The 18,499-nt window shown below is 71.2% G+C and carries 17 protein-coding genes; 11 read left to right on the plus strand and 6 right to left on the minus strand.

The features are described from left to right. Positions 1–8 precede the first annotated feature (8 nt). Entirely contained in the window at positions 9–488 is a 480-nt protein-coding gene (locus JTN19_RS12230; protein ID WP_206932877.1) for a VOC family protein, read from the plus strand. A 36-nt stretch (positions 489–524) separates the two neighbouring features. Here the strand turns inward: JTN19_RS12230 and gatB are convergent, their stop codons facing one another. The 5 genes from gatB to gatC are packed head-to-tail and all read right to left on the minus strand — an operon-like array spanning position 525 to position 4,867. Next, on the minus strand, positions 525–1,973 hold the full coding sequence (gatB, locus tag JTN19_RS12235) for an Asp-tRNA(Asn)/Glu-tRNA(Gln) amidotransferase subunit GatB (protein WP_206932879.1): 1,449 nt from the start codon (positions 1,971–1,973) through the stop codon (positions 525–527). Continuing rightward, entirely contained in the window at positions 1,970–2,614 is a 645-nt protein-coding gene (locus tag JTN19_RS12240) for a DUF7002 family protein (RefSeq protein ID WP_206932881.1), read from the minus strand. Before JTN19_RS12240 ends, gatB begins: the two co-directional genes overlap by 4 nt. Next, positions 2,611–3,102, minus strand: a complete 492-nt coding sequence (locus JTN19_RS12245; protein ID WP_206932890.1) for a hypothetical protein — start codon at positions 3,100–3,102, stop codon at positions 2,611–2,613. The genes JTN19_RS12240 and JTN19_RS12245 overlap by 4 nt, the downstream gene beginning before the upstream one ends. Further along, positions 3,099–4,574, minus strand: a complete 1,476-nt coding sequence (gene gatA / locus JTN19_RS12250) for an Asp-tRNA(Asn)/Glu-tRNA(Gln) amidotransferase subunit GatA (protein ID WP_206932899.1) — start codon at positions 4,572–4,574, stop codon at positions 3,099–3,101. The genes JTN19_RS12245 and gatA overlap by 4 nt, the downstream gene beginning before the upstream one ends. Continuing rightward, the gene (gatC, locus tag JTN19_RS12255; protein WP_206932902.1) at positions 4,574–4,867 is read right to left on the minus strand and encodes an Asp-tRNA(Asn)/Glu-tRNA(Gln) amidotransferase subunit GatC; all 294 of its coding nucleotides are present in this window, start codon (positions 4,865–4,867) and stop codon (positions 4,574–4,576) included. The genes gatA and gatC overlap by 1 nt, the downstream gene beginning before the upstream one ends. A gap of 77 nt (positions 4,868–4,944) precedes the next feature. Here gatC and JTN19_RS12260 point away from each other — a divergent pair, with 77 nt between their 5' ends. Genes JTN19_RS12260 through JTN19_RS12275 form a run of 4 tightly spaced genes read left to right on the plus strand, consistent with a single transcriptional unit; the run spans position 4,945 to position 8,796 of the window. Then, positions 4,945–6,168, plus strand: coding sequence for a sulfotransferase family protein (locus tag JTN19_RS12260; protein ID WP_206932904.1), 1,224 nt, complete (start codon positions 4,945–4,947; stop codon positions 6,166–6,168). Beyond that, positions 6,168–6,671: a Holliday junction resolvase RuvX gene (gene ruvX, locus JTN19_RS12265; RefSeq protein ID WP_206932906.1), complete on the plus strand. Its 504-nt coding sequence runs from the start codon at positions 6,168–6,170 to the stop codon at positions 6,669–6,671. Before JTN19_RS12260 ends, ruvX begins: the two co-directional genes overlap by 1 nt. Before the next feature lie 29 nt (positions 6,672–6,700). Next, complete coding sequence (locus tag JTN19_RS12270) at positions 6,701–7,783, plus strand: Kelch repeat-containing protein (RefSeq protein WP_206932908.1); 1,083 nt, start codon at positions 6,701–6,703, stop codon at positions 7,781–7,783. Between the two features lie 59 nt (positions 7,784–7,842). After that, positions 7,843–8,796 carry an aspartate carbamoyltransferase catalytic subunit gene (locus JTN19_RS12275; protein WP_206932910.1) on the plus strand — a complete coding sequence of 318 codons (954 nt, stop codon included), beginning with the start codon at positions 7,843–7,845 and terminating at the stop codon, positions 8,794–8,796. A 6-nt stretch (positions 8,797–8,802) separates the two neighbouring features. On the opposite strand, the gene JTN19_RS20415 is transcribed toward JTN19_RS12275, so the two are convergent. After that, positions 8,803–9,867: a methyl-accepting chemotaxis protein gene (locus tag JTN19_RS20415; protein WP_340643322.1), complete on the minus strand. Its 1,065-nt coding sequence runs from the start codon at positions 9,865–9,867 to the stop codon at positions 8,803–8,805. 103 nt (positions 9,868–9,970) lie between these two features. Here JTN19_RS20415 and JTN19_RS12285 point away from each other — a divergent pair, with 103 nt between their 5' ends. The 6 genes from JTN19_RS12285 to rnr all read left to right on the plus strand — a co-directional run bounded on the left by JTN19_RS12285 (position 9,971) and on the right by rnr (position 18,497). Next, entirely contained in the window at positions 9,971–10,414 is a 444-nt protein-coding gene (locus tag JTN19_RS12285; RefSeq protein WP_340643323.1) for a GNAT family N-acetyltransferase, read from the plus strand. Between the two features lie 34 nt (positions 10,415–10,448). Next, on the plus strand, positions 10,449–11,717 hold the full coding sequence (locus JTN19_RS12290) for a dihydroorotase (RefSeq protein WP_206932916.1): 1,269 nt from the start codon (positions 10,449–10,451) through the stop codon (positions 11,715–11,717). Next, positions 11,714–12,310, plus strand: a complete 597-nt coding sequence (gene plsY / locus JTN19_RS12295) for a glycerol-3-phosphate 1-O-acyltransferase PlsY (protein ID WP_206932920.1) — start codon at positions 11,714–11,716, stop codon at positions 12,308–12,310. Before JTN19_RS12290 ends, plsY begins: the two co-directional genes overlap by 4 nt. Next, the gene (gene dprA / locus JTN19_RS12300) at positions 12,307–13,368 is read left to right on the plus strand and encodes a DNA-processing protein DprA (protein ID WP_206932938.1); all 1,062 of its coding nucleotides are present in this window, start codon (positions 12,307–12,309) and stop codon (positions 13,366–13,368) included. Before plsY ends, dprA begins: the two co-directional genes overlap by 4 nt. Before the next feature lie 78 nt (positions 13,369–13,446). Then, the gene (topA, locus tag JTN19_RS12305; protein WP_206932947.1) at positions 13,447–16,149 is read left to right on the plus strand and encodes a type I DNA topoisomerase; all 2,703 of its coding nucleotides are present in this window, start codon (positions 13,447–13,449) and stop codon (positions 16,147–16,149) included. After that, positions 16,149–18,497 carry a ribonuclease R gene (rnr, locus tag JTN19_RS12310; RefSeq protein ID WP_206932957.1) on the plus strand — a complete coding sequence of 783 codons (2,349 nt, stop codon included), beginning with the start codon at positions 16,149–16,151 and terminating at the stop codon, positions 18,495–18,497. The genes topA and rnr overlap by 1 nt, the downstream gene beginning before the upstream one ends. Positions 18,498–18,499: the final 2 nt, after the last annotated feature.

Here is an 18,499-nt window from a genome sequence, read left to right on the forward strand (position 1 = left end):
TTGGAGGCATGAACACGATCCATCACCAGGCCCGCATCGGGCATGTCCACCTCAAGGTCGCGGACCTGCCGCGCGCGCTGGGCTTCTGGCGCGACGTGCTGGGCTTCGAGGTCATACTGGAACGGCCGGGGGCGGCCTTCCTCTCGGCCGGCGGCTACCACCACCACATCGCCCTCAACACCTGGGAGAGCGCGGGCGGCACGCCGCCGCCCGCCGGGCATACCGGGCTCTATCACGTGGCGCTGCTCTACCCCGACCGGGCTTCGCTGGCCGTGGCGCTGCGCCGTGTGCTGGAGGCGGGCGTGCGGCTGGAGGGCGCCTCGGACCATGGGGTGAGCGAGGCGCTGTATCTCCGCGACCCGGATGGCAACGGGGTGGAGCTTTACCGCGACCGCCCGCGCGAGGAATGGCCCCGGGATGCCGACGGGCGGATGACCATGTTCACCCGCCGGCTGGATCTGGAGGCGCTGCTGGCCGAGGGCGCCTGAGCCCCGGCGGCGTGGATCCGCCGCCGGACAGCCCGATCAACCCAGCTTCGCCTTCAGCACTTCATTGACCAGGGCGGGATTTCCCTTCCCCGCCATGGCCTTCATGGTCTGGCCCACGAAGAAGCCGAACAGCTTCTCCTTCCCGCCGCGGTATTCCGCCACCTTGTCGGCATTCGCCGCCATGATGGCGTCCACCGCGGCCTCGATGGCGCCGGTGTCGGTCACCTGGCGCAGGCCGCGCTCCTCGACGATCACGCTGGGGGCCTGGCCCGTCTCGATCATCGCCTCGAAGACCTGCTTGGCCAGCGCGCCGGAGAGGGTCTTGTCGGCCAGCAGGTCCAGCAGCTCGCCCAGGTGCTGGGCCGTCACCGGCGGGTCGCTGATGTCGCGCTTGAGGCGGTTCAGGGCGGCGAAGAAATCCCCCGTCACCCAGTTGGCGGCGACCTTGGCGTCGCGACCCTTCGCCACCGTCTCGAAGAAGGTGGCCGTCTCGCGCTCGATGGTCAGTACATGGGCGTCGTAGGGCGAGAGGCCCATGGCGACGTAGCGCGCGCGGCGCTGGTCGGGCAGTTCGGGCAGGCTGGCCTTGAGCTGCTCCACCCAGGACTGCTCCAGCACGAGCGGCGGCAGGTCCGGGTCGGGGAAATAGCGGTAGTCATGCGCGTCCTCCTTGGAGCGCATGGAGCGGGTGACGCCGCGCGCGGTGTCGAAGAGGCGGGTTTCCTGCTCGACCGTGCCGCCGCTCTCCCACACCTCGATCTGGCGCCGCGCCTCGGCCTCGACCGCCTGCATGACGAAGCGGATGGAGTTGACGTTCTTCACCTCACAGCGCGTGCGGAAGCCCTCGCCCGCCTTGCGGACGGAGACGTTCACGTCGGCGCGCATGGAGCCCTCGTCCATGTTGCCGTCACAGGTGCCAAGGTAGCGCATGATCTGCCGCAGCTTGGCGAGATAGGCGCCGGCTTCCTCAGGCGAGCGCATGTCGGGCTCGGAGACGATCTCCATGAGCGCGACGCCGGAGCGGTTCAAATCAATGAAGGACTTGGTCGGGTGCTGGTCATGCAGCGACTTGCCGGCGTCCTGCTCCAGGTGCAGGCGCGTGACGCCGATGATCTTGGTGGAACCGTCGGCGAGCGTGACCTCGACCTCGCCCTTGCCCACGATGGGGTGGGCGTACTGGCTGATCTGGTAGCCCTGCGGCAGGTCCGCGTAGAAATAGTTTTTTCTGTCGAAGCGCGACCAGAGATGAATTTCCGCGTTCAGGCCGAGCCCGGTGCGGACGGCCTGGGCTATGCAGGCCTCGTTGATGACGGGGAGCATTCCAGGAAAACCCGCATCCACGAAGCTGACCTGGGAATTGGGCTCCGCGCCGAAGGCGGTGGCCGCGCCGGAAAACAGCTTGGCGTGGGACGTCACCTGCGCATGGACTTCGAGGCCGATGACGACCTCCCAGGGGCCGGTTTCGCCTTCAATGGTGTAGGTCATGTGAGGGTCCTGCGTTCGATCAGGTGGCGTTCGATGTCGGGCACATGGCCGAGAACAGTGACTTCGACCACCTCGTCGGGAGAGGATTTGGTGTCGCGGCGGCGCCAGCGCCATTCGGCAAAGGGCATAGCGCCAAGCGGCGTGAAGGTGGCGCGGCCACGGCGGGCAGGCTTGCGCTGCGTGCTGCAGGTGTTGATGGGCGAGACCTGCATCCTCACGCCGCACGCGGAGACGACGCTCGCCGTGTCCAGCACCAGCAGTTTGCGCGGGTCGTTGCGGTTCACGGCCGCCTCGCCCAGCCCCAGCATCCGCGCCTCGCGCACCCAGAAGAAGACGCGGCGGTTGAGTTCCGCCAGCCACTCCTCGGCGGTGAGGCCATCGTCGAGGCAGCGCGCGAGCTTACCCATGTGGATGGGAAGGTTATCGTTAAGCACGACGCGGCCGAAGGACGTCTGCTCCAGCACATCCCGCGCCGCGCGCCGTCGGCGGATGCGCGCCTCAACCTCCACCTCCGGCAGGCCGGCACGCCGCAGCAACGCCTCGGTGGAGAGTAGCCCATGGGCACGGATCACCTCCCAGGCGCCGGGCGTGGTGAGGTGGTAGAGGCGCGGGTGGCGGGCGATGAGTTCGTCGGCCGTCACGGCGCCTCCTGCCGACGGGCGAAGGCGATCACCTTGTCCTGCTCCCTCCGCAGCAGCGCCTCGCCGCTTGCCGTGTCGGATGGGTTAAGGCGCTGCCAAAAGCGCGCGAAGCCTTCCAGCTGTTCGACGGTAAGGGTGCCGGTCTCGCGCCCGGCCTCACCAACAACCATTGCGCAAGGGAAGATGCTGTGGCGTGCCAGCTCGCGCTGGCCCAGCACGCCGATGTGTTCGTTCACCTTGTAGCGCACGGTGTTCCACGGCCGCCCGGACTGATCGGCCACGTCCTTGTAGGTCACGAAGCGCCCCTCGCGCGCCTCGCGCAGGATGAGCGCGAGCGTTTGGTCGAGGTCGAGCCCGCCGGCTTTGCGCCTGTCCCGCTCCGCGAGCGCAGCGAGGAAGAGGGGCGCGCCGAACTTGCCGAGGCGCTCGTGGTTGGCGATCAGCGTGTCGAGTTCGGCGTTCGTCTTGGCGGTTAGGTCGCCGCTCACGCCATCACCTGCGGCGTAGCCGAGAACGCCGCGGCGCGCTCGATCACCCCGCCCACGGCAAACACCGTCTCCTCATCAAAGGCCCGCCCGATCACCTGCAAGCCCAGCGGCAGCCCCTGCCCGTCCAGCCCCGCCGGCACCGCGAGGCCCGGCAGGCCCGCCAGGTTCGCCGTTACGGTGAAGATGTCGTTCAGGTACATGGCCACCGGATCATCCTGCTTCTCGTCCATCCCGAAGGCGGCGGAAGGGGTCGCCGGCGTCAGGATGGCGTCCACCTTGCCCCAGGCCAGTTCGAAGTCGCGGCGGATCAGGGCACGCACCTTCTGGGCCTTCAGGTAATAGGCGTCGTAGTAGCCAGCGCTCAGCACATAGGTGCCGATCATGATGCGCCGCCGCACCTCGGCGCCAAAACCGCGCGCACGCGTGCGCTCATAGAGGTCCTTCAGGTCCGAACCCTTCTCGCGCAGCCCGAAGCGCACCCCGTCATAGCGCGCGAGGTTGGAGGACGCCTCGGCGGGCGCCACCACATAATAGGTGGGCAGCGCGTATTTCGCGTGCGGCAGCGAGATGGGGACGATCTCCGCGCCCTCCGCTCGCAGCCAGTCCAGCCCCTGGTCCCACAGGGCGGCAATCTCGGGCGCCAGCCCGTCCAGCCGGTATTCCGCCGGCACGCCGATGCGCAGCCCCTTCACCCCGCGCCCCACCGCGGCCCGGAAATCCGGCACGGGCAGGTTCGCGCTGGTGCTGTCCTTCGGGTCATGCCCGGCCATGGAGCGGAGCAGGATGGCATTGTCCTCCACCGTGCGCGCCACCGGCCCCGCCTGGTCCAGGCTGGAGGCAAAGGCCACGATCCCCCAGCGCGAACACCGCCCATAGGTGGGCTTGATGCCCGCGATGCCGCAGAAGGCCGCGGGCTGGCGGATGGAGCCGCCCGTGTCCGTGGCCGTCGCCCCCATGGCGAGCCTGGCCGCCACCGCCGCAGCCGAGCCGCCCGAGGACCCGCCCGGCACCAGCCGCTTCTCCGGGTCATTGGCGCGCGACCAGGGGTTTTCCACCGGCCCGAAGGCGCTGGTCTGGTTGGAGGAGCCCATGGCGAACTCGTCCAGGTTCAGCTTGCCCAGGAACACGGCGCCGTCGCGCTTGAGGTTGGCGCTGACCGTGCTCTCATAGGGCGGCACGAAGCCGCCCAGGATGTTCGAGCCCGCCGTGGTGCGCGTGCCCTCAGTGCAGAACAGGTCCTTGATGCCCAGCGGAATGCCATCCAGCGCCCGCGCCTCGCCCTTGGCGCGGCGGGCGTCGGAGGCGGCGGCATCGGCCAGCGCGGCCTCGCCCGTCACGGTGATGTAGGCGTTCAGGCGCGGGTTCAGCCGCTCGATGGCGTCGAGGAAGGACTGGGTGAGTTCCACGGCGCTGATCTCGCGCGCCTCGAGCGCCTCCAGGCCCTCGGCCAGGGTCAGATCGGTCGGGCGCATCATTCCACCACCTTCGGCACGCCGAAATAATCGCCCTCGCGGTCGGGGGCATTGGCCAGCACCTTCTCGGCCTGGGCGCCGTCGGTCACGGCATCGGCGCGCCAGGGCAGCTTCACCTCCACGGGCGCGCCGCCGGCCATGGGCTCCACGCCCTCCGTGTCCACCTGCTGCAATTGCTCGATCCAGCCGAGAATCCCGTTCAGCTCCGCCTGGAGCTTTTCCACTTCCGTCTCTTCGAGGCGCAGCCGGGCCAGGTTGGCGACGCGACGCACCGTCGCGGCATCGAGCGACATGTCTTCCACTTCCATTCACAAGGGCGGCGGACCATAAGCCCCGGCATGGCCGTGTTCAACATGATGCGCCCGCGGGCATGACAGGTGCCACGCCCCATCTCGTGCTGGTGCTGGGCGTCCATCGCTCCGGCACCTCGCTGATGACGGCGGGCCTCCAGGCCCTTGGCTGCGACATGGGGCACTTCGCCGCCCCCAGCAACGACGAGAACCCCAAGGGCTTCTTCGAGCACCCCGCGCCCCGCGCGCTGAATGACCGGCTAATGGCGGCACAGGGCACGAGCTGGAGCAACTGGGCCTATGACGCCACCGCCGACGGGCTGGAGGCGCTGATCGCCTGGCAGGATGAGGCCGCGGCCATCCTGCGCGACAGCTTCCAGGGCCCCGGCCCCTTCGTGCTGAAGGACCCGCGCATCAGCACCCTGCTGCCCTTCTGGGAGGCCACGCTGTCCCGCATGGGCTGGCGGGTGAGCCGCGTGCTGCTGCTGCGCGACCCCGCCGAGGTGGCCGAAAGCCAGGCGCGCCGGGCCGCCGCCAACCCCGATTTCCACGCCATGCTGCGCCATGGCGAGGGCATGGCCGCGCTCTGGGCCACGACCATGCGGACGGTCCTGGCCAGCCTGCCCGACGACCGCACGCTGCTGGTCGGCACGGAGAGGCTGCGTGCCCGGCCGGAGGCGACGCTGCGGGAATGCGCGGATTTCCTCGGCATCGCGCCCCCCGCGGGCGTGGTCGAGGGCTTCGCGCGGGACTTCCTCGACCCTTCCCTGCACCGCGCGCGCGGCGGGGCCGAGCCGGGGCCGGGCTGGCCGGCCTTGGCGGCCGCGTTGTTCCAGGCGCTTCGCCCCGGGGCGACGCCCCGCCCCCTGCCGCAGGCGGAGGCGCGTCAGGTGCTGCGGGGCCAGCCACAGCTCGGGACGCTGCTGCCCTTCCTGCCGCCCATGGCGCGCAGCCTGGACGATGCCGCCGGCGCGCTGGCGACGGCCCGTGCGGAAGCGGCGGCGCTACACGCTTTGCTTGACACCCTCTCCGGCACCATCGGCCAGGGCCCGGCGATGCCGGCGACGGCGGAGGCGCTGGCGGCGCTGGCGCCACTGCGCCAGGAGAGGCCGGACGACCCCGCGCTGCTGGCGCTGGAGGCCCGCCTGCGGGAGCGCCTGGGCGAGTTGGCGGCGGCGGAGGCGCTTTGGCGGCGCCTCGCCGCGCTTCGGCCCGCTTCCCCCCTGCCCTCGGCGGCCCTGGCAAGGTTGCGGCGCCGGGCCAGGCGGCAGCCGGCCCGCCGAAGCGCCGGAAGGAGAGGCTGATGCCCCTGCTGGCCATGGATGCGCTGCGCGCCGCCCTGCCGCGCGGGCAACGGCTGATCGGGCTCGACCCCGGGGCGCGCATCATCGGCGTGGCGCTGACGGATGTGTCGCTCATGCTGGCCTCGCCCTATGGCAGCGTGAAGCGCGGGAAACTCACGGCCATCGCGGCCGAGGTGATGGCCATCGCCCGGCGCGAGGGCGCGGGCGGGCTGGTGGTGGGGCTGCCGCTTTCGATGGATGGCAGCCTCGGCCCCGCCGCCCAGGCGGCGCGGGACTGGGCGCTGGCGCTGTCGGAGGCCACCGGCCTGCCGGTGGCACTCTGGGATGAGCGGCTGTCGAGCGCCGCCGTGAACCGCGCCATGATCCGCGAGGCCGACCTGACCCGGAAGAAGCGTGCGGCCGCGGTGGATGCCGCCGCCGCGGCCTACACCCTGCAGGGGGCGCTGGACGCCACCGCCCCGTCTTGGAAAGCTGCGGAGGAAGACGACCGGCACGGGCCATGATGGCCCCGCCAGCTGTGAGGAAGACGCCCATGCCGTTGAACCGCCGCCACCTTCTGGGCGGGGGCCTCGCCCTCGCCGCCGGGCCCGCCCCCCTTACAGCCATGGCCCAGGGCAATGTCCATGACCACCAGGCCGGCCAGTTCGAGGCGCTGCGCGAGCCCGGCCGCATCGGCCTGCCCGACCTGCACCACGCCCATGCCGTCACCGAAAGCCCGGCCCCACGCGCCGCCCAACAGGGCAGCTGGCGCGCCCTGGAACCCCTGCCCATCCCGCGCACCGAGATGGCCTGGGCCGTGGAATACCGCGGCCGCATGCACCTGGTCGGCGGCTATGCCGAGCAGCGGGTGGACCGGCCCTACCACCACGCCTACGACCCCCGCTCCAATTCCTGGGAGGAGTTGGCGCAGCTGCCACGCGGCGCCAACCATGTGGGCGTGGCGACGCTGGGGGACCGTCTCTATGCCTTCGGCGGCTTCATCGAACAGAACCGCACCCCGCATGACGAGGCCTTCGCCTTCGACGGCACGCGCTGGACGCCCATCCGCCGCCTGCCCGAGGCCTGCGGGGCCATGGCCTGCATCGCGCTGGGCGAGGAGATCCATATCATCGGCGGCGCCATCGGCTCGGACAACCGGCGCTCCATTGATTGGCACCTGGTCTATGACCCGCGCAGCGACCGCTACCGCCGCCGCCAGCCCATGCCGGTGGGGCGCGACCACACGGGTATCGTGGTGGTGGCCGGGCGCATCCATGTCATCGGCGGGCGGGTGGACACCTTCCACACCAATTCCAACCTGCACCATGCCTATGATCCGCGGGCGGATGAATGGGTGTTCCGCGCGCCCATCCCCACCGCGCGCTCGGGCCATGGCACGGTCTGGTTCCATGACCGCATCTTCTGCATGGGCGGCGAGGGCACCAACCGCGTCTATGGCCAGAACGAATCCTACGACCCCGCCAGCAATTCCTGGGAATCCCACGCGCCCATGATGACGCCGCGGCACGGGATGGGGGCCGTGGTGATCGGCGACTCGGTCTATGTGGCCGGCGGCGGCCCGCAGATGGGCGGCGGCGTGAAGAGCGCGATCAACGAGGCCTTCCGCCTGGGCTGAAAACGCCGAAGGGGGGGGCGCCGCTTCCCGAAGCCGCCATGCCCGCCCTACAAGGGGGCATGAGCGGCTTCTCCTATCCCATCCTCCCCTCCGGCCACCTGCTCGCGATCGAGGGGCTGGAGCCGCCGCACATCTCCGCCCTGCTCGACCTGGCCGAGAGCTACGCCCTGCTCAACCGCCAGGGAAAGACCCAGCGGGACCTGCTGAAGGGCCGCACGCTGATCAACCTGTTCTTCGAGGACAGCACCCGCACCCGCACCAGCTTCGAGCTGGCCGGCAAGCGGCTGGGGGCGGACATCGTGAACATGTCCGTCTCGACCAGCTCCGTGAACAAGGGCGAGACGCTGCTCGACACCGCCGCCACCCTGAACGCCATGCACACGGATTTGCTGGTGATCCGCCACGCGCAGTCGGGTGCCCCCGCCCTGCTGGCGCAAAAGGTGGATGCGGCCGTCATCAATGCCGGCGACGGCACGCATGAACACCCGACCCAGGCGCTGCTGGACGCGCTGACCATCCGCCGACGGAAGGGGCGGCTGGAGAACCTGGTGGTCGCCATCTGCGGCGACGTGCTGCATTCCCGCGTGGCGCGTTCCAACATCCACCTGCTGCTGGCCATGGGCGCGCGGGTGCGGGTGGTGGGGCCGCCGACGCTGATGCCATCCGAATGCGCGCGGCTGGGCGTGGAGGTGCATCACGACATGCGCGCGGGCCTGGACGGCGCCGACGTGGTCATGATGCTGCGCCTGCAGCGCGAGCGGATGAACTCCGGCCTGGTCCCCTCCCCGCGCGAATTCTTCCGCTTCTACGGGCTGGACGCCGCCAAGCTCTCCCATGCCAAGCCCGATGCCATCGTGATGCACCCGGGCCCCATGAACCGCGGCGTCGAGATTGACAGCGCGGTGGCCGATGACGCCGCGCGGTCTGTCATTGGCGAGCAGGTGGAGATGGGGGTCGCTGTGCGGATGGCGGTGCTGGACGTGCTGGCGCGCGCCCTGCGTCGCAACGCCTGAGCCGCCTCACCGCGCCAGGGGCTGCACCAGCACCCCGCGCCAGCCCAGGCCGCGATAGGTCTCGTAGCCCGGCGTCGCATGATGGGCGAAGAGATGCCCGCCCGCCTCGAAAACGCCCGAGGCGCCGGCCTGGGGCGGGATGGGGATGGTCTCCGCCAGCGCGCCCTGCCCGTCCGAAGCCGCCAGCACCCGCCCCTGCCGGTCCACCAGCAGCGCGCGGGTGGTGGCCGACTCATGTGGTTGCAGGCGCACGCCGCGCAGCACCGAGGCGGCCTGGGGCGCCCAGTCGAAATGGATGCCGAGCACGCCCAGCACCTTGCCCTTCGCCTCGCCCCCCTCGCGCACGGCCGCCGCATAGGTGGCCACGGGCGCGCCGCCCAGGGCCACGCAGGGGGTGATGTCGGCCACCGCGAAGTCATCGCCGCTGCGGGTGGCCCGCGCCTGCTGGAACCAGGGCTCGTGCGAGACATCGAGGCCCACCACGCCCGGAAAGCGGTCAGGCCGCCCATGGGCGATCACGCGCCCCTGGGCATCGGCCAGCCACAGGTCCAGATAGACGGTGTAGGCCGAGAGGATGACGCCCAGCCGCTTCGCCGCATGGGCGCGGCGAGGTCCGGAAGGGTCGGACGCCGCCTCGACCATGGCCGAATCGGTGGCCCACCAGCGCACGTCGCAGCTGCGCTCATAGAGGTTGCGGTCCATGATCTCGATGGCGTTCAGCGCCAGGTCCACCAGCCGCTGCCCGCGCACCTCGCTCACCATGCGCTCGCCCACCGCGCGGAGATCGCCGAAGGCCGAGGTCAGTTCGGACTCCATCTCGGTGGCGAGCCGCGCGACCTCGCCCGCCACGTTCTTCACCTCCCCCGCCACCACGGCGAAGCCACGCCCGAGTTCGCCCGCGCGGGCCGCCTCGATGGTGGCGTTGAGCGCGAGCACGCGCGTCTGGCGGGTGATGGCCTGGATCGCGCGCACCTTGCCCGCGGCCACCTGGGCGGCGCTGTCGGTGAGGGCCAGGACACGTTCGGGCGCGGTCGTCTCGGCGGCGGGCGCCGCGACCGTGGAAAGGGGCATGGATGTCATTGAGAACGCTCCAGTTCGCGTTCGTCTCCATGGCGTCACAATGCTTAAGCTTTCCCTGCTCCCAACCCCCGCCGCGCCATCCTATCCTGGCGCCGTGACCCGCCACATTCGCCCCGCCCTCCCCCATGAAGCCCCGGCCCTGGCCGCGCTGGTGCGTGCCGCCTATGCCCATTACGTGCCACGCCTGGGACGGGAACCCGGCCCGATGGGCGATGACTACGCCGCCCGGATTGCCGCCGGCCAGGGCTGGGTGATGGAGGAAGCGGGTGCGATCCTGGGCCTGCTGGTGCTGGAGGACACGGCGGAGGGGATGCTGCTCGACAACATCGCCGCCGCCGCGCCGGGCCAGGGCGTCGGCCGGAGGCTGATGGCGTTCGCGGAACAGGAGGCCCGGCGCCGCGGCCATGGGCGCATCTGGCTCTACACCCATGCGCGGATGGTGGAGAACATCGCCCTCTACACCCGGCTTGGCTATGCCGAGACCCACCGCGCCATGCAGGATGGCTACGACCGGGTGTTCATGGCCAAGGCCCTCTGACGCAGGCGTGGACGCCCGTCTATAACCCAGGCCCATGCGCGACCTTCTCATCACCAATGCCCGCCTTCTCGACCCCGCCTCGGGCCTCGACGCGCCGGGCGCGCTGCTGGTTTCGGGCGGGCGCATCGCGAGCCTGAAGGGCGCGCCGGCCGAGGGCGCGGAGGTGCTGGACGCCGCCGGCGCCATCCTCTGCCCCGGCCTCGTGGACATGCGCGCGGCACTGGGCGAGCCGGGCGCCGAGCACCGCGAGACCATCGCCTCGGCCGCCCAGGCCGCGGCGGCGGGCGGCATCACCACGCTCGCCGTGCTGCCCGACACCAATCCCGCCCTGGATGACCCGGCACTGGTCGAATTCATGATCCGTCGCGGCGAGGCAACGGGCAGCCTGACGCTGTTGCCCTATGCCGCCGCCACCAAGGGCTGCGCGGGCAAGGAACTCTCCGAGTACGGGCTGCTGCGGGAGGCGGGTGCGGTGGCCTTCACCGATGGCACCCGCGCCATCGCGGCCGCGCGGACCATGCGGCTTGCGCTCTCCTATGCGCGCGGCTTCGGCGCCATGGTGGTGCAGCACCCGGAGGAGCCCTCCCTGGCCGGCCAGGGCGCGGCGACCGAGGGGGAACTCGCCACCCGCCTCGGCCTGCCCGGCTTACCCGCCGCCGCCGAGGCCATCATGGTGGCCCGCGACATCGCCCTCGCCCGCCTCACCGGCGGCCATGTGCATTTCGCCCATGTCAGCACGGCGGCCGCGCTGGACCTGATTCGTGCCGCCAAGGACGAGGGTCTGCGCGTCACCTGCGACACAGCGCCCCCCTATTTCGACCTGAACGAGACCGCCATCGGCGATTTCCGCACCTATGCGAAGCTGAGCCCGCCGCTGCGCGCCGAATCCGACCGCCTGGCCGTGGTGGCGGCCCTGGCCGATGGCACGATTGACGCCATCGCCTCCGACCACCAGCCGCGCGACGCGGATGACAAGCGCCTGCCCTTTGCTCAGGCCGAGGCGGGCGGGGCGGGGCTGGCGACGCTGCTGGGCGTGACCCTGGCCCGGGTGCATGGCGGCGACCTGACGCTGCGCGACGCGCTGGCCTTGCTGACCTGCCGCCCCGCCGCGCTGCTGGGGGTGGAGGCAGGGCGCCTCGCGGAGGGCGCGCCGGCCGATCTGTGCCTGGTCGCGCCCGATCGCGCCTGGCAGGTGCGCGACGGCGCGCTGCCGGGCAAGGCGCAGAACTCGCCCTTCGACGGGCGGGCGCTGGAGGGCCGGGTGCTGGCCACCTTCAAGGCCGGGAGGCGCGTCTTCGGATGATTGCGGTGCTGGACACCTTCATGGCCGCGGTGGGCGCCATGCTGCTGGGCTCCATCCCCTTCGGCCTGCTGCTGACGCGGGCGGCGGGGCTGGGGGACATCCGCGCCATCGGCTCGGGCAATATCGGCGCGACCAATGTGCTGCGCACGGGCAACAAGAAGGTGGCGGCGGCGACGCTGGCGCTGGATTTCCTGAAGGGCGCCGTCGCGGTCTGGCTGGTTTCCGCCTGGTTCGGGCCGCATCTGGCGCCCGTGGCGGCGGTGGCCGCGGTGCTGGGGCATTGCCACCCGCTCTGGCTCGGCTTCAAGGGCGGCAAAGGGGTGGCGACGGCGCTGGGCGTCATGCTGGGGCTGGGCTGGGGCGTCTTCGTGGCGGCCGCCGTGACCTGGCTGGTGGCGGCGCGGCTGTCGCGCATCTCCTCGGTGGGCGCGCTCTCGGCCATGGTGGTGGCGGCGGGGGTGGCGCTGGTGGTGCTGCCGCTGTGGTCGGGCGTCGCCGTGCTGGCCATCGCCGCCTATGTCTTTGTGCGACATGAAGAAAACATCCGCCGCCTGCTGGCGGGGACGGAGCCGCGCATCGGCGCCGGAAAATGAGCCTCGCCGCCTTCCGCCTCGCCCGCACCGAGGGGGTGGGGCCCGTCCTGCACCGCCGCCTGATGGCGCGGCATGGCAGCGCGGAGGCGGCGTTGGATGCCCTCGGCCCCCGCGCCTGCCCGCGCGACCTGGCGCTGCGGGAGATGGAGGCGCTGGAGCGCATGGGCGCCCACCTGCTCTTCCTGGGCGCCGACGACTACCCTTCCCTGCTGGCCGAGCTGGACGACGCGCCGCTGCTGCTGGCGGCGCTGGGCGACATGGCGGCACTCGGCCAGCGCTGCGTGGCCATGGTGGGCGCGCGCAACGCCTCCGCCCTCGGCCGCCGCTTCGCCGAGGACCTGGCCGATGCGCTGGCGGTGCGGGACGTCACCATCGTCTCGGGCCTGGCGCGCGGCATTGATACGGCGGCGCATCTGGGCGCGCTGCGCTCGGGGCGCACCGTGGCGGCGGTGGCGGGCGGGTTGGACCAGCCCTACCCGCCCGAGAACGCGAAGCTCCAGGCGCGCATCGCGGCCGAGGGCGGCCTGGTGCTGTCCGAGGCGCCGCTCGGCACGCCCCCGCGCGAGCGGCATTTCCCCCGCCGCAACCGCATCGTGGCCGGGGTCTCGCTCGGCGTCGTGGTGGTGGAGGCGGCGCTGCAATCGGGCACGCTCATCACCGCGAGGCTCGCCGCCGAGGCGGGGCGGGAGCTCTTCGCCGTGCCCGGCCACCCCCTCGATCCGCGCTGCCGGGGCTCCAATGAATTGCTGCGGCGCGGCGCTCAGATCACGGAAACGGCGGCCGATGTCCTGGACCACCTGCCGGCCGCCCCGGTCGCCCGACGCCGGATGCTGCTGGACAGCCTGCCCCAAGCACCTGAAATACCGACGGAAGCGCCGCCCGCACCCTCCGACGCGGCCGCGCAACTTCTTGAATCCCTAGGCCCGACGGCCATCTCGGTTGACGAGTTGGGGCGGCGCTGCCAGCTATCTGCCCCCGAACTTGCCGGCGCGCTCATGGAATTGGAGCTCGCTGGACGGATCGAAACCCTGCCCGGGAATCGGGTGGCCCTGCGCTAGTGGTCCGATCGCTGTCGTCGATTCGCGGCGGCAGCGTGAATCGGCCCACGAACGGATCAGGGCCCGGAAGGACCAGACGTGACCGACATCGTTGTCGTCGAGAGCCCGGCCAAGGCCAAGACCATCGAGAAATACCTCGGCGGCGATTACAAGGTGCTGGCCAGCTTCGGCCATGTGCGCGACCTGCCCCCCAAGGATGGCTCCGTCCGTCCCGAGGAGGATTTCGCCATGGATTGGGAGGCGGATGAGCGCGGCCAGAAGCAGGTGAAGGCGATCGCCTCCGCCCTGCGCGGGGCCCGCCGCCTCTACCTCGCCACCGACCCGGACCGCGAGGGCGAGGCCATCTCCTGGCACGTCCAGGACATGCTGGCGAAGTCTGGCGCGCTGAAGGGCGTGGCCGTCGAGCGCATCACCTTCAACGAGATCACGAAGCGCGCGGTGCAATACGCCATCGCCCACCCGCGCAAGCTGGATACGCCGCTGATCGAGGCCTACCTGGCCCGCCGCGCGCTGGACTACCTGGTGGGGTTCAACCTCTCGCCCGTGCTGTGGCGCAAGCTGCCGGGGTCGAAATCGGCCGGCCGCGTGCAGTCGGTGGCGCTGCGCCTGATCTGCGAGCGCGAGGCCGAGATCGAGGCCTTCGTCGCCCGCGAATACTGGACCATCGAGGCCCGGATGGCGACGGTCAGCGGCGCGCCCTTCCAGGCGCGGCTGACGCATCACGAGGGCCGCAAGCTCGAACAGTTCGACCTGCCCAACGAGGCCACGGCGATGGCGGCGAAGGCCGCCGTCGAGGCCGCGAATTTCACCGTGGGCTCGGTGGACAAGAAGCGCGTCAAGCGCAACCCGCCCGCCCCCTTCCAGACCAGCACGCTCCAGCAGGAAGCCAGCCGCAAGCTCGGCATGGGCGCGCAGATGACCATGCGCACCGCCCAGCAGCTCTATGAGGGCGTGGACATCGGCGGCGAAACCGTGGGCCTCATCACCTATATGCGGACGGATGGCGTGCAGATGGCGCGCGAGGCCATCCAGGAGCTGCGCGGCCACATTAAGGCGCAGTTCGGCGAGGACTACCTGCCCGGCGCGCCGCGCGAATACGCCTCCCGCGCCAAGAACGCGCAGGAGGCGCATGAGGCGATCCGCCCCACCGACGTGACCCTGACGCCGGAGCGCGCCGCCCGCTACCTGAATGAAGGCCAGCGCAAGCTCTACGAGCTGATCTGGAAGCGGGCCGTGGCGTCCCAGATGCAGTCGGCCGAACTCGACCAGACGACGGTGGAGCTGATCGAACCCACGGGCCGCACCCGGCTGCGCGCCACCGGCAGCGTCATCGCCTTCGACGGCTTCCTAAAGCTGTATCGGGAGGATGTGGATGACGGCGCCTCCTCCGAGGACGAGGACAGCCGCATCCTCCCCCCGATGCGCCAGGGCGAGCCGACCAAGCGCCACGAGGTGACGGCCAGCCAGCACTTCACCCAGCCACCGCCGCGCTTCTCGGAGGCGTCGCTCGTGAAGAAGATGGAGGAGTTGGGCATCGGCCGGCCCTCCACCTATGCCTCCATCCTGCAGGTCCTGCAGGATCGGGAATATGTGAAGCTCGACAAGCGGCGCTTCATGCCGGAGGACCGTGGGCGGCTGGTCACGGCCTTCCTCGTCGCCTTCTTCGAACGCTATGTGGACACGGGCTTCACCGCGGGGCTGGAGGAGCAGCTCGATGACATCTCGGGCGGGCGGGCCGACTGGCGGGCGGTGATGCGGCAGTTCTGGCGGGACTTCCACGGGGCCATCGAGGCGACGGCCGACCTCAAGATCAGCGACGTCATTGACCGGCTGGACGAGGAACTCGGCCCCCACTTCTTCCCCCGCCAGGCGGATGGAGGCGACCCGCGGGTCTGCCCCTCCTGCTCCAACGGGCGGCTGGGGCTGCGGCTGGGGCGCACGGGCGCCTTCATCGGCTGCTCGGCCTATCCGGAGTGCCGCTACACGCGGCCGCTGGCCGTGCCTGGCGCCGAGGGCGAAGGGCAACAGGCCCTGGCCGATGGCGTGCGCGTGCTGGGCACCGACCCGGCCACGGGCCAGGAGGTGTCGCTGCGGCGCGGGCCCTATGGCATCTACGCGCAGCTGGGCGAGGGGGGCGTGGACGCCAAGGGCAAGCCCACCAAGCCCAAGCGCGCCAGCCTCTCGCGCGGGATGGACCCCGAGACGATGACGCTGGAGGCCGCGCTGGCACTGCTCTCCATGCCCCGCATCGTGGGGCTGCACCCGGAGACGGGGGAGGAGATCAGCTCCAACCTCGGCCGCTTCGGGCCCTATCTGAAGATGGGGGCGCTCAGCAAATCCATGGACCGGGATGATGACCCGCTGACCATCGGGCTGAACCGCGCGGTGGCCCTGCTGGCGGACGCCAAGCCGCGCGGCATCACGATCGGCGAGCACCCGCAGGGCGGTGCCGTCGAAGTCCGGCGCGGCCGCTTCGGTCCCTTCCTGCTGCACGGCACCCGCGTGGCCAATTTGCCGCGCGGCACCGAGATGGAAGCCGTGACGCTCGACGAGGCGGTGAAGCTGCTGGCCGAGAAGGGCAAGGAGCTGCCGCCCAAGAAGGGCATGAAGGGCCGCAAGGCGCCGGCGAAGAAGGCGGCGGCACCCAAGGCCGAGGCCACCCCCGTCGCCCCGAAGAAGGCGCCGGTGAAGAAGGCCGCGCCCAAGAAGGCGCCGGCCAAGAAGCCGGCCACGAAGAAGGCCGCCGCGAAAAAGTCCACCAGCAAGAAGGCCGCGAGCTGATGCCCCGCATGGGTCCGCCGGCGAAGGGCCAGAAGGCCAAGAAGACCGGCGGGACCCAGCGGGCCGCCCGGAAGTCCAATGCCAAGCGCCGCGCGGATGATGAGGCCGCGCCGAAGGTCAAGACCGCGGCCCTCCCGCGCGCCCGCGTCAAATCCACGCCGCGGCGTGACACCCTGCCCAGCAAGGCCGAGATCCGCGAGTTTCTCGCCACCACCGGCGGCCGTGTCTCCAAGACCGAGATCGCCCGGCATTTCGGCCTGCCGACCGAGCAGCGGCCCGCCCTTCGCCAGCTCCTCTCCGAGATCAAGCTGGACGGCACCACCGCCCCCGTGGGCAAGCGCAGCTTCGTGGGGGGCGGCACGCCTGGGGCCAGGTCGGCGCGTGCCGTGCGCGAAACCCTGCCCGAGACGGGCGTGGTCGAAATCTTCGGCACCGACCCCGATGGCGACCCCATCGCCCGCCCGCTGAACTGGGAGGGCGCCGGCCGCCCGGTGGTCTACATGCACCCCGAGCGGCGCGGCCAGACGGCGCTGGCTGTGGGCGAGCGCGTGCTGGCCCGCCTCAAGCATCTGGGCGGCGACAAATATGAGGGGCGCACGCTGAAGCGCCTCGGCCAGCCGCAGGACCGCAAGCGCATCCTGGGCGTGTTCCAGGATGGGCGCATCATCCCGACCGACCGGCGGCAGAAGGCCGAATGGGCCGTGCCCCCCGGCGAGGAGGGCGGCGCCCGCGGCGGCGAGATCGTGCTGGCGGAATCCCTGCCCTCCACCGGCTACGGGCTGCGCCCCGCGCGCATCGTGGAACGGCTGGGCGTGGTGGGCGAACCGCGCTCGGTCTCGCTCATCTGCATCCACACCCATGGCATCCCCGACATCTTCACCGCCGAGGCCGAGCGCGAGGCCGAGGCGGCGCGGGAGGTGGGCTTGGGCAAGCGCACCGATCTGCGCGAGATGCCGCTCGTGACGATTGACGGCGACGATGCGCGTGATTTCGACGACGCCGTCTTCGCCGAGCCCGAAGGCGACGGCTGGCGCATCATCGTGGCCATCGCCGATGTGGCGCATTACGTGACGCCGGGAAGCGCGCTGGACCGCGAGGCCTGGACCCGCGGCAACAGCGTCTATTTCCCCGACCGCGTGGTCCCCATGCTGCCCGAGGCGCTGTCCAATGGCTGGTGCAGCCTGCGCCCGAACGAGAATCGCGGCTGCCTTTTCGTCGAGATGCGCTTCGACGCGCAGGGCAACAAGCAGGCGCACCGCTTCGGGCGGGGCCTCATGCGCTCCGCCGCACGCCTCACCTATGAGGAGGTGCAGGCCGCCCATGATGCGGGCGAGGAGCCGCAAGGCCTCGCCACCGGGCATATGAGCCGTCTCTACGGCGCCTTCCGCGCCCTGCTCTCGGCGCGGGAGCGGCGCGGCACCCTGGAGCTGGACCTGCCCGAGCGCCGCGTGCTGCTGGACGCCGAGGGCAACGTGACAGGCGTCGTCCCCCGCCCGCGCCTGGACAGCCACCGCCTCATCGAGGAGTTCATGGTGGCGGCCAATGTCTGCGCGGCGGAGGAGCTGGAGCGGCTGGGCCAGCCCTGCATGTACCGCGTCCACGCGCCGCCCAGCGATGAGAAGCTGAAGTCGCTGCGGGAATTCCTGGGCACCCTCGACCTGACGCTCGCCGTCACGGGCACCATCCGCCCGGCGCATTTCGCGCGGCTGCTGGAGAAGGTGAAGGACCGGCCGGAGGCACGGATGGTCCATGAGACGGTGCTCCGCAGCCAGTCCCAGGCGGCCTATGAGCCGGACAATCTGGGGCATTTCGGCCTCGCCTTGTCGCGCTACGCGCATTTCACCTCGCCCATCCGGCGCTATGCGGACCTGCTGGTGCATCGCGCCCTGGTGCGTGGCCTGAAGCTCGGCTCCGATGGGCTGACCGAGGCCGAGGCCGCCCGCTTCCCCGACACGGCCGAGCACATCACCGCCACCGAGCGCCGCGCCGCCGCGGCCGAGCGCGAGGCGGTGGACCGCTTCCTCGCCGCCTACCTGGCCGAGCGCGTGGGGGCGGTCTTCGCCGCCCGCATCTCTGGCATCCATGCCTTTGGCGTCTTCGTCACGCTGGACGAGACGGGCGCCTCGGGCTTCGTGCCCATGAAGGCCCTGCCGCAGGATTTCTGGATCGTGGAGGAGGGGAACCGCCGCCTGCTCGGCCGACAGTCCCGTCAGGTGATTTCACTGGGTGACCCGGTGGAGGCCCGCCTGCGCGAGGCCAATGGCCAGACCGGCAGCCTGCTCTTCGAATTGCAGATGGGCGGCCAGGCCGCCGAGGTGCGGGGCGGGCGACGCAAGCGCAAGGCTTGACC

The organism is Roseococcus thiosulfatophilus (genome assembly GCF_017311575.1).
Lineage (GTDB): Bacteria > Pseudomonadota > Alphaproteobacteria > Acetobacterales > Acetobacteraceae > Roseococcus > Roseococcus thiosulfatophilus.

What these genes read in the sequence shown, in the direction of transcription:
- JTN19_RS12230 (WP_206932877.1), top strand. Translation starts at nt 9, where the DNA reads ATGAACACGATCCATCACCAGGCCCGCATCGGGCATGTCCACCTCAAG.
- gatB (WP_206932879.1), bottom strand. Translation starts at nt 1,973, where the DNA reads ATGACCTACACCATTGAAGGCGAAACCGGCCCCTGGGAGGTCGTCATC.
- gatA (WP_206932899.1), bottom strand. Translation starts at nt 4,574, where the DNA reads ATGCGCCCGACCGATCTGACCCTGGCCGAGGGCCTGGAGGCGCTCGAG.
- gatC (WP_206932902.1), bottom strand. Translation starts at nt 4,867, where the DNA reads ATGTCGCTCGATGCCGCGACGGTGCGTCGCGTCGCCAACCTGGCCCGG.
- JTN19_RS12260 (WP_206932904.1), top strand. Translation starts at nt 4,945, where the DNA reads ATGACAGGTGCCACGCCCCATCTCGTGCTGGTGCTGGGCGTCCATCGC.
- ruvX (WP_206932906.1), top strand. Translation starts at nt 6,168, where the DNA reads ATGCCCCTGCTGGCCATGGATGCGCTGCGCGCCGCCCTGCCGCGCGGG.
- JTN19_RS12270 (WP_206932908.1), top strand. Translation starts at nt 6,701, where the DNA reads ATGCCGTTGAACCGCCGCCACCTTCTGGGCGGGGGCCTCGCCCTCGCC.
- JTN19_RS12275 (WP_206932910.1), top strand. Translation starts at nt 7,843, where the DNA reads ATGAGCGGCTTCTCCTATCCCATCCTCCCCTCCGGCCACCTGCTCGCG.
- JTN19_RS20415 (WP_340643322.1), bottom strand. Translation starts at nt 9,867, where the DNA reads ATGCCCCTTTCCACGGTCGCGGCGCCCGCCGCCGAGACGACCGCGCCC.
- JTN19_RS12290 (WP_206932916.1), top strand. Translation starts at nt 10,449, where the DNA reads ATGCGCGACCTTCTCATCACCAATGCCCGCCTTCTCGACCCCGCCTCG.
- plsY (WP_206932920.1), top strand. Translation starts at nt 11,714, where the DNA reads ATGATTGCGGTGCTGGACACCTTCATGGCCGCGGTGGGCGCCATGCTG.
- dprA (WP_206932938.1), top strand. Translation starts at nt 12,307, where the DNA reads ATGAGCCTCGCCGCCTTCCGCCTCGCCCGCACCGAGGGGGTGGGGCCC.
- rnr (WP_206932957.1), top strand. Translation starts at nt 16,149, where the DNA reads ATGCCCCGCATGGGTCCGCCGGCGAAGGGCCAGAAGGCCAAGAAGACC.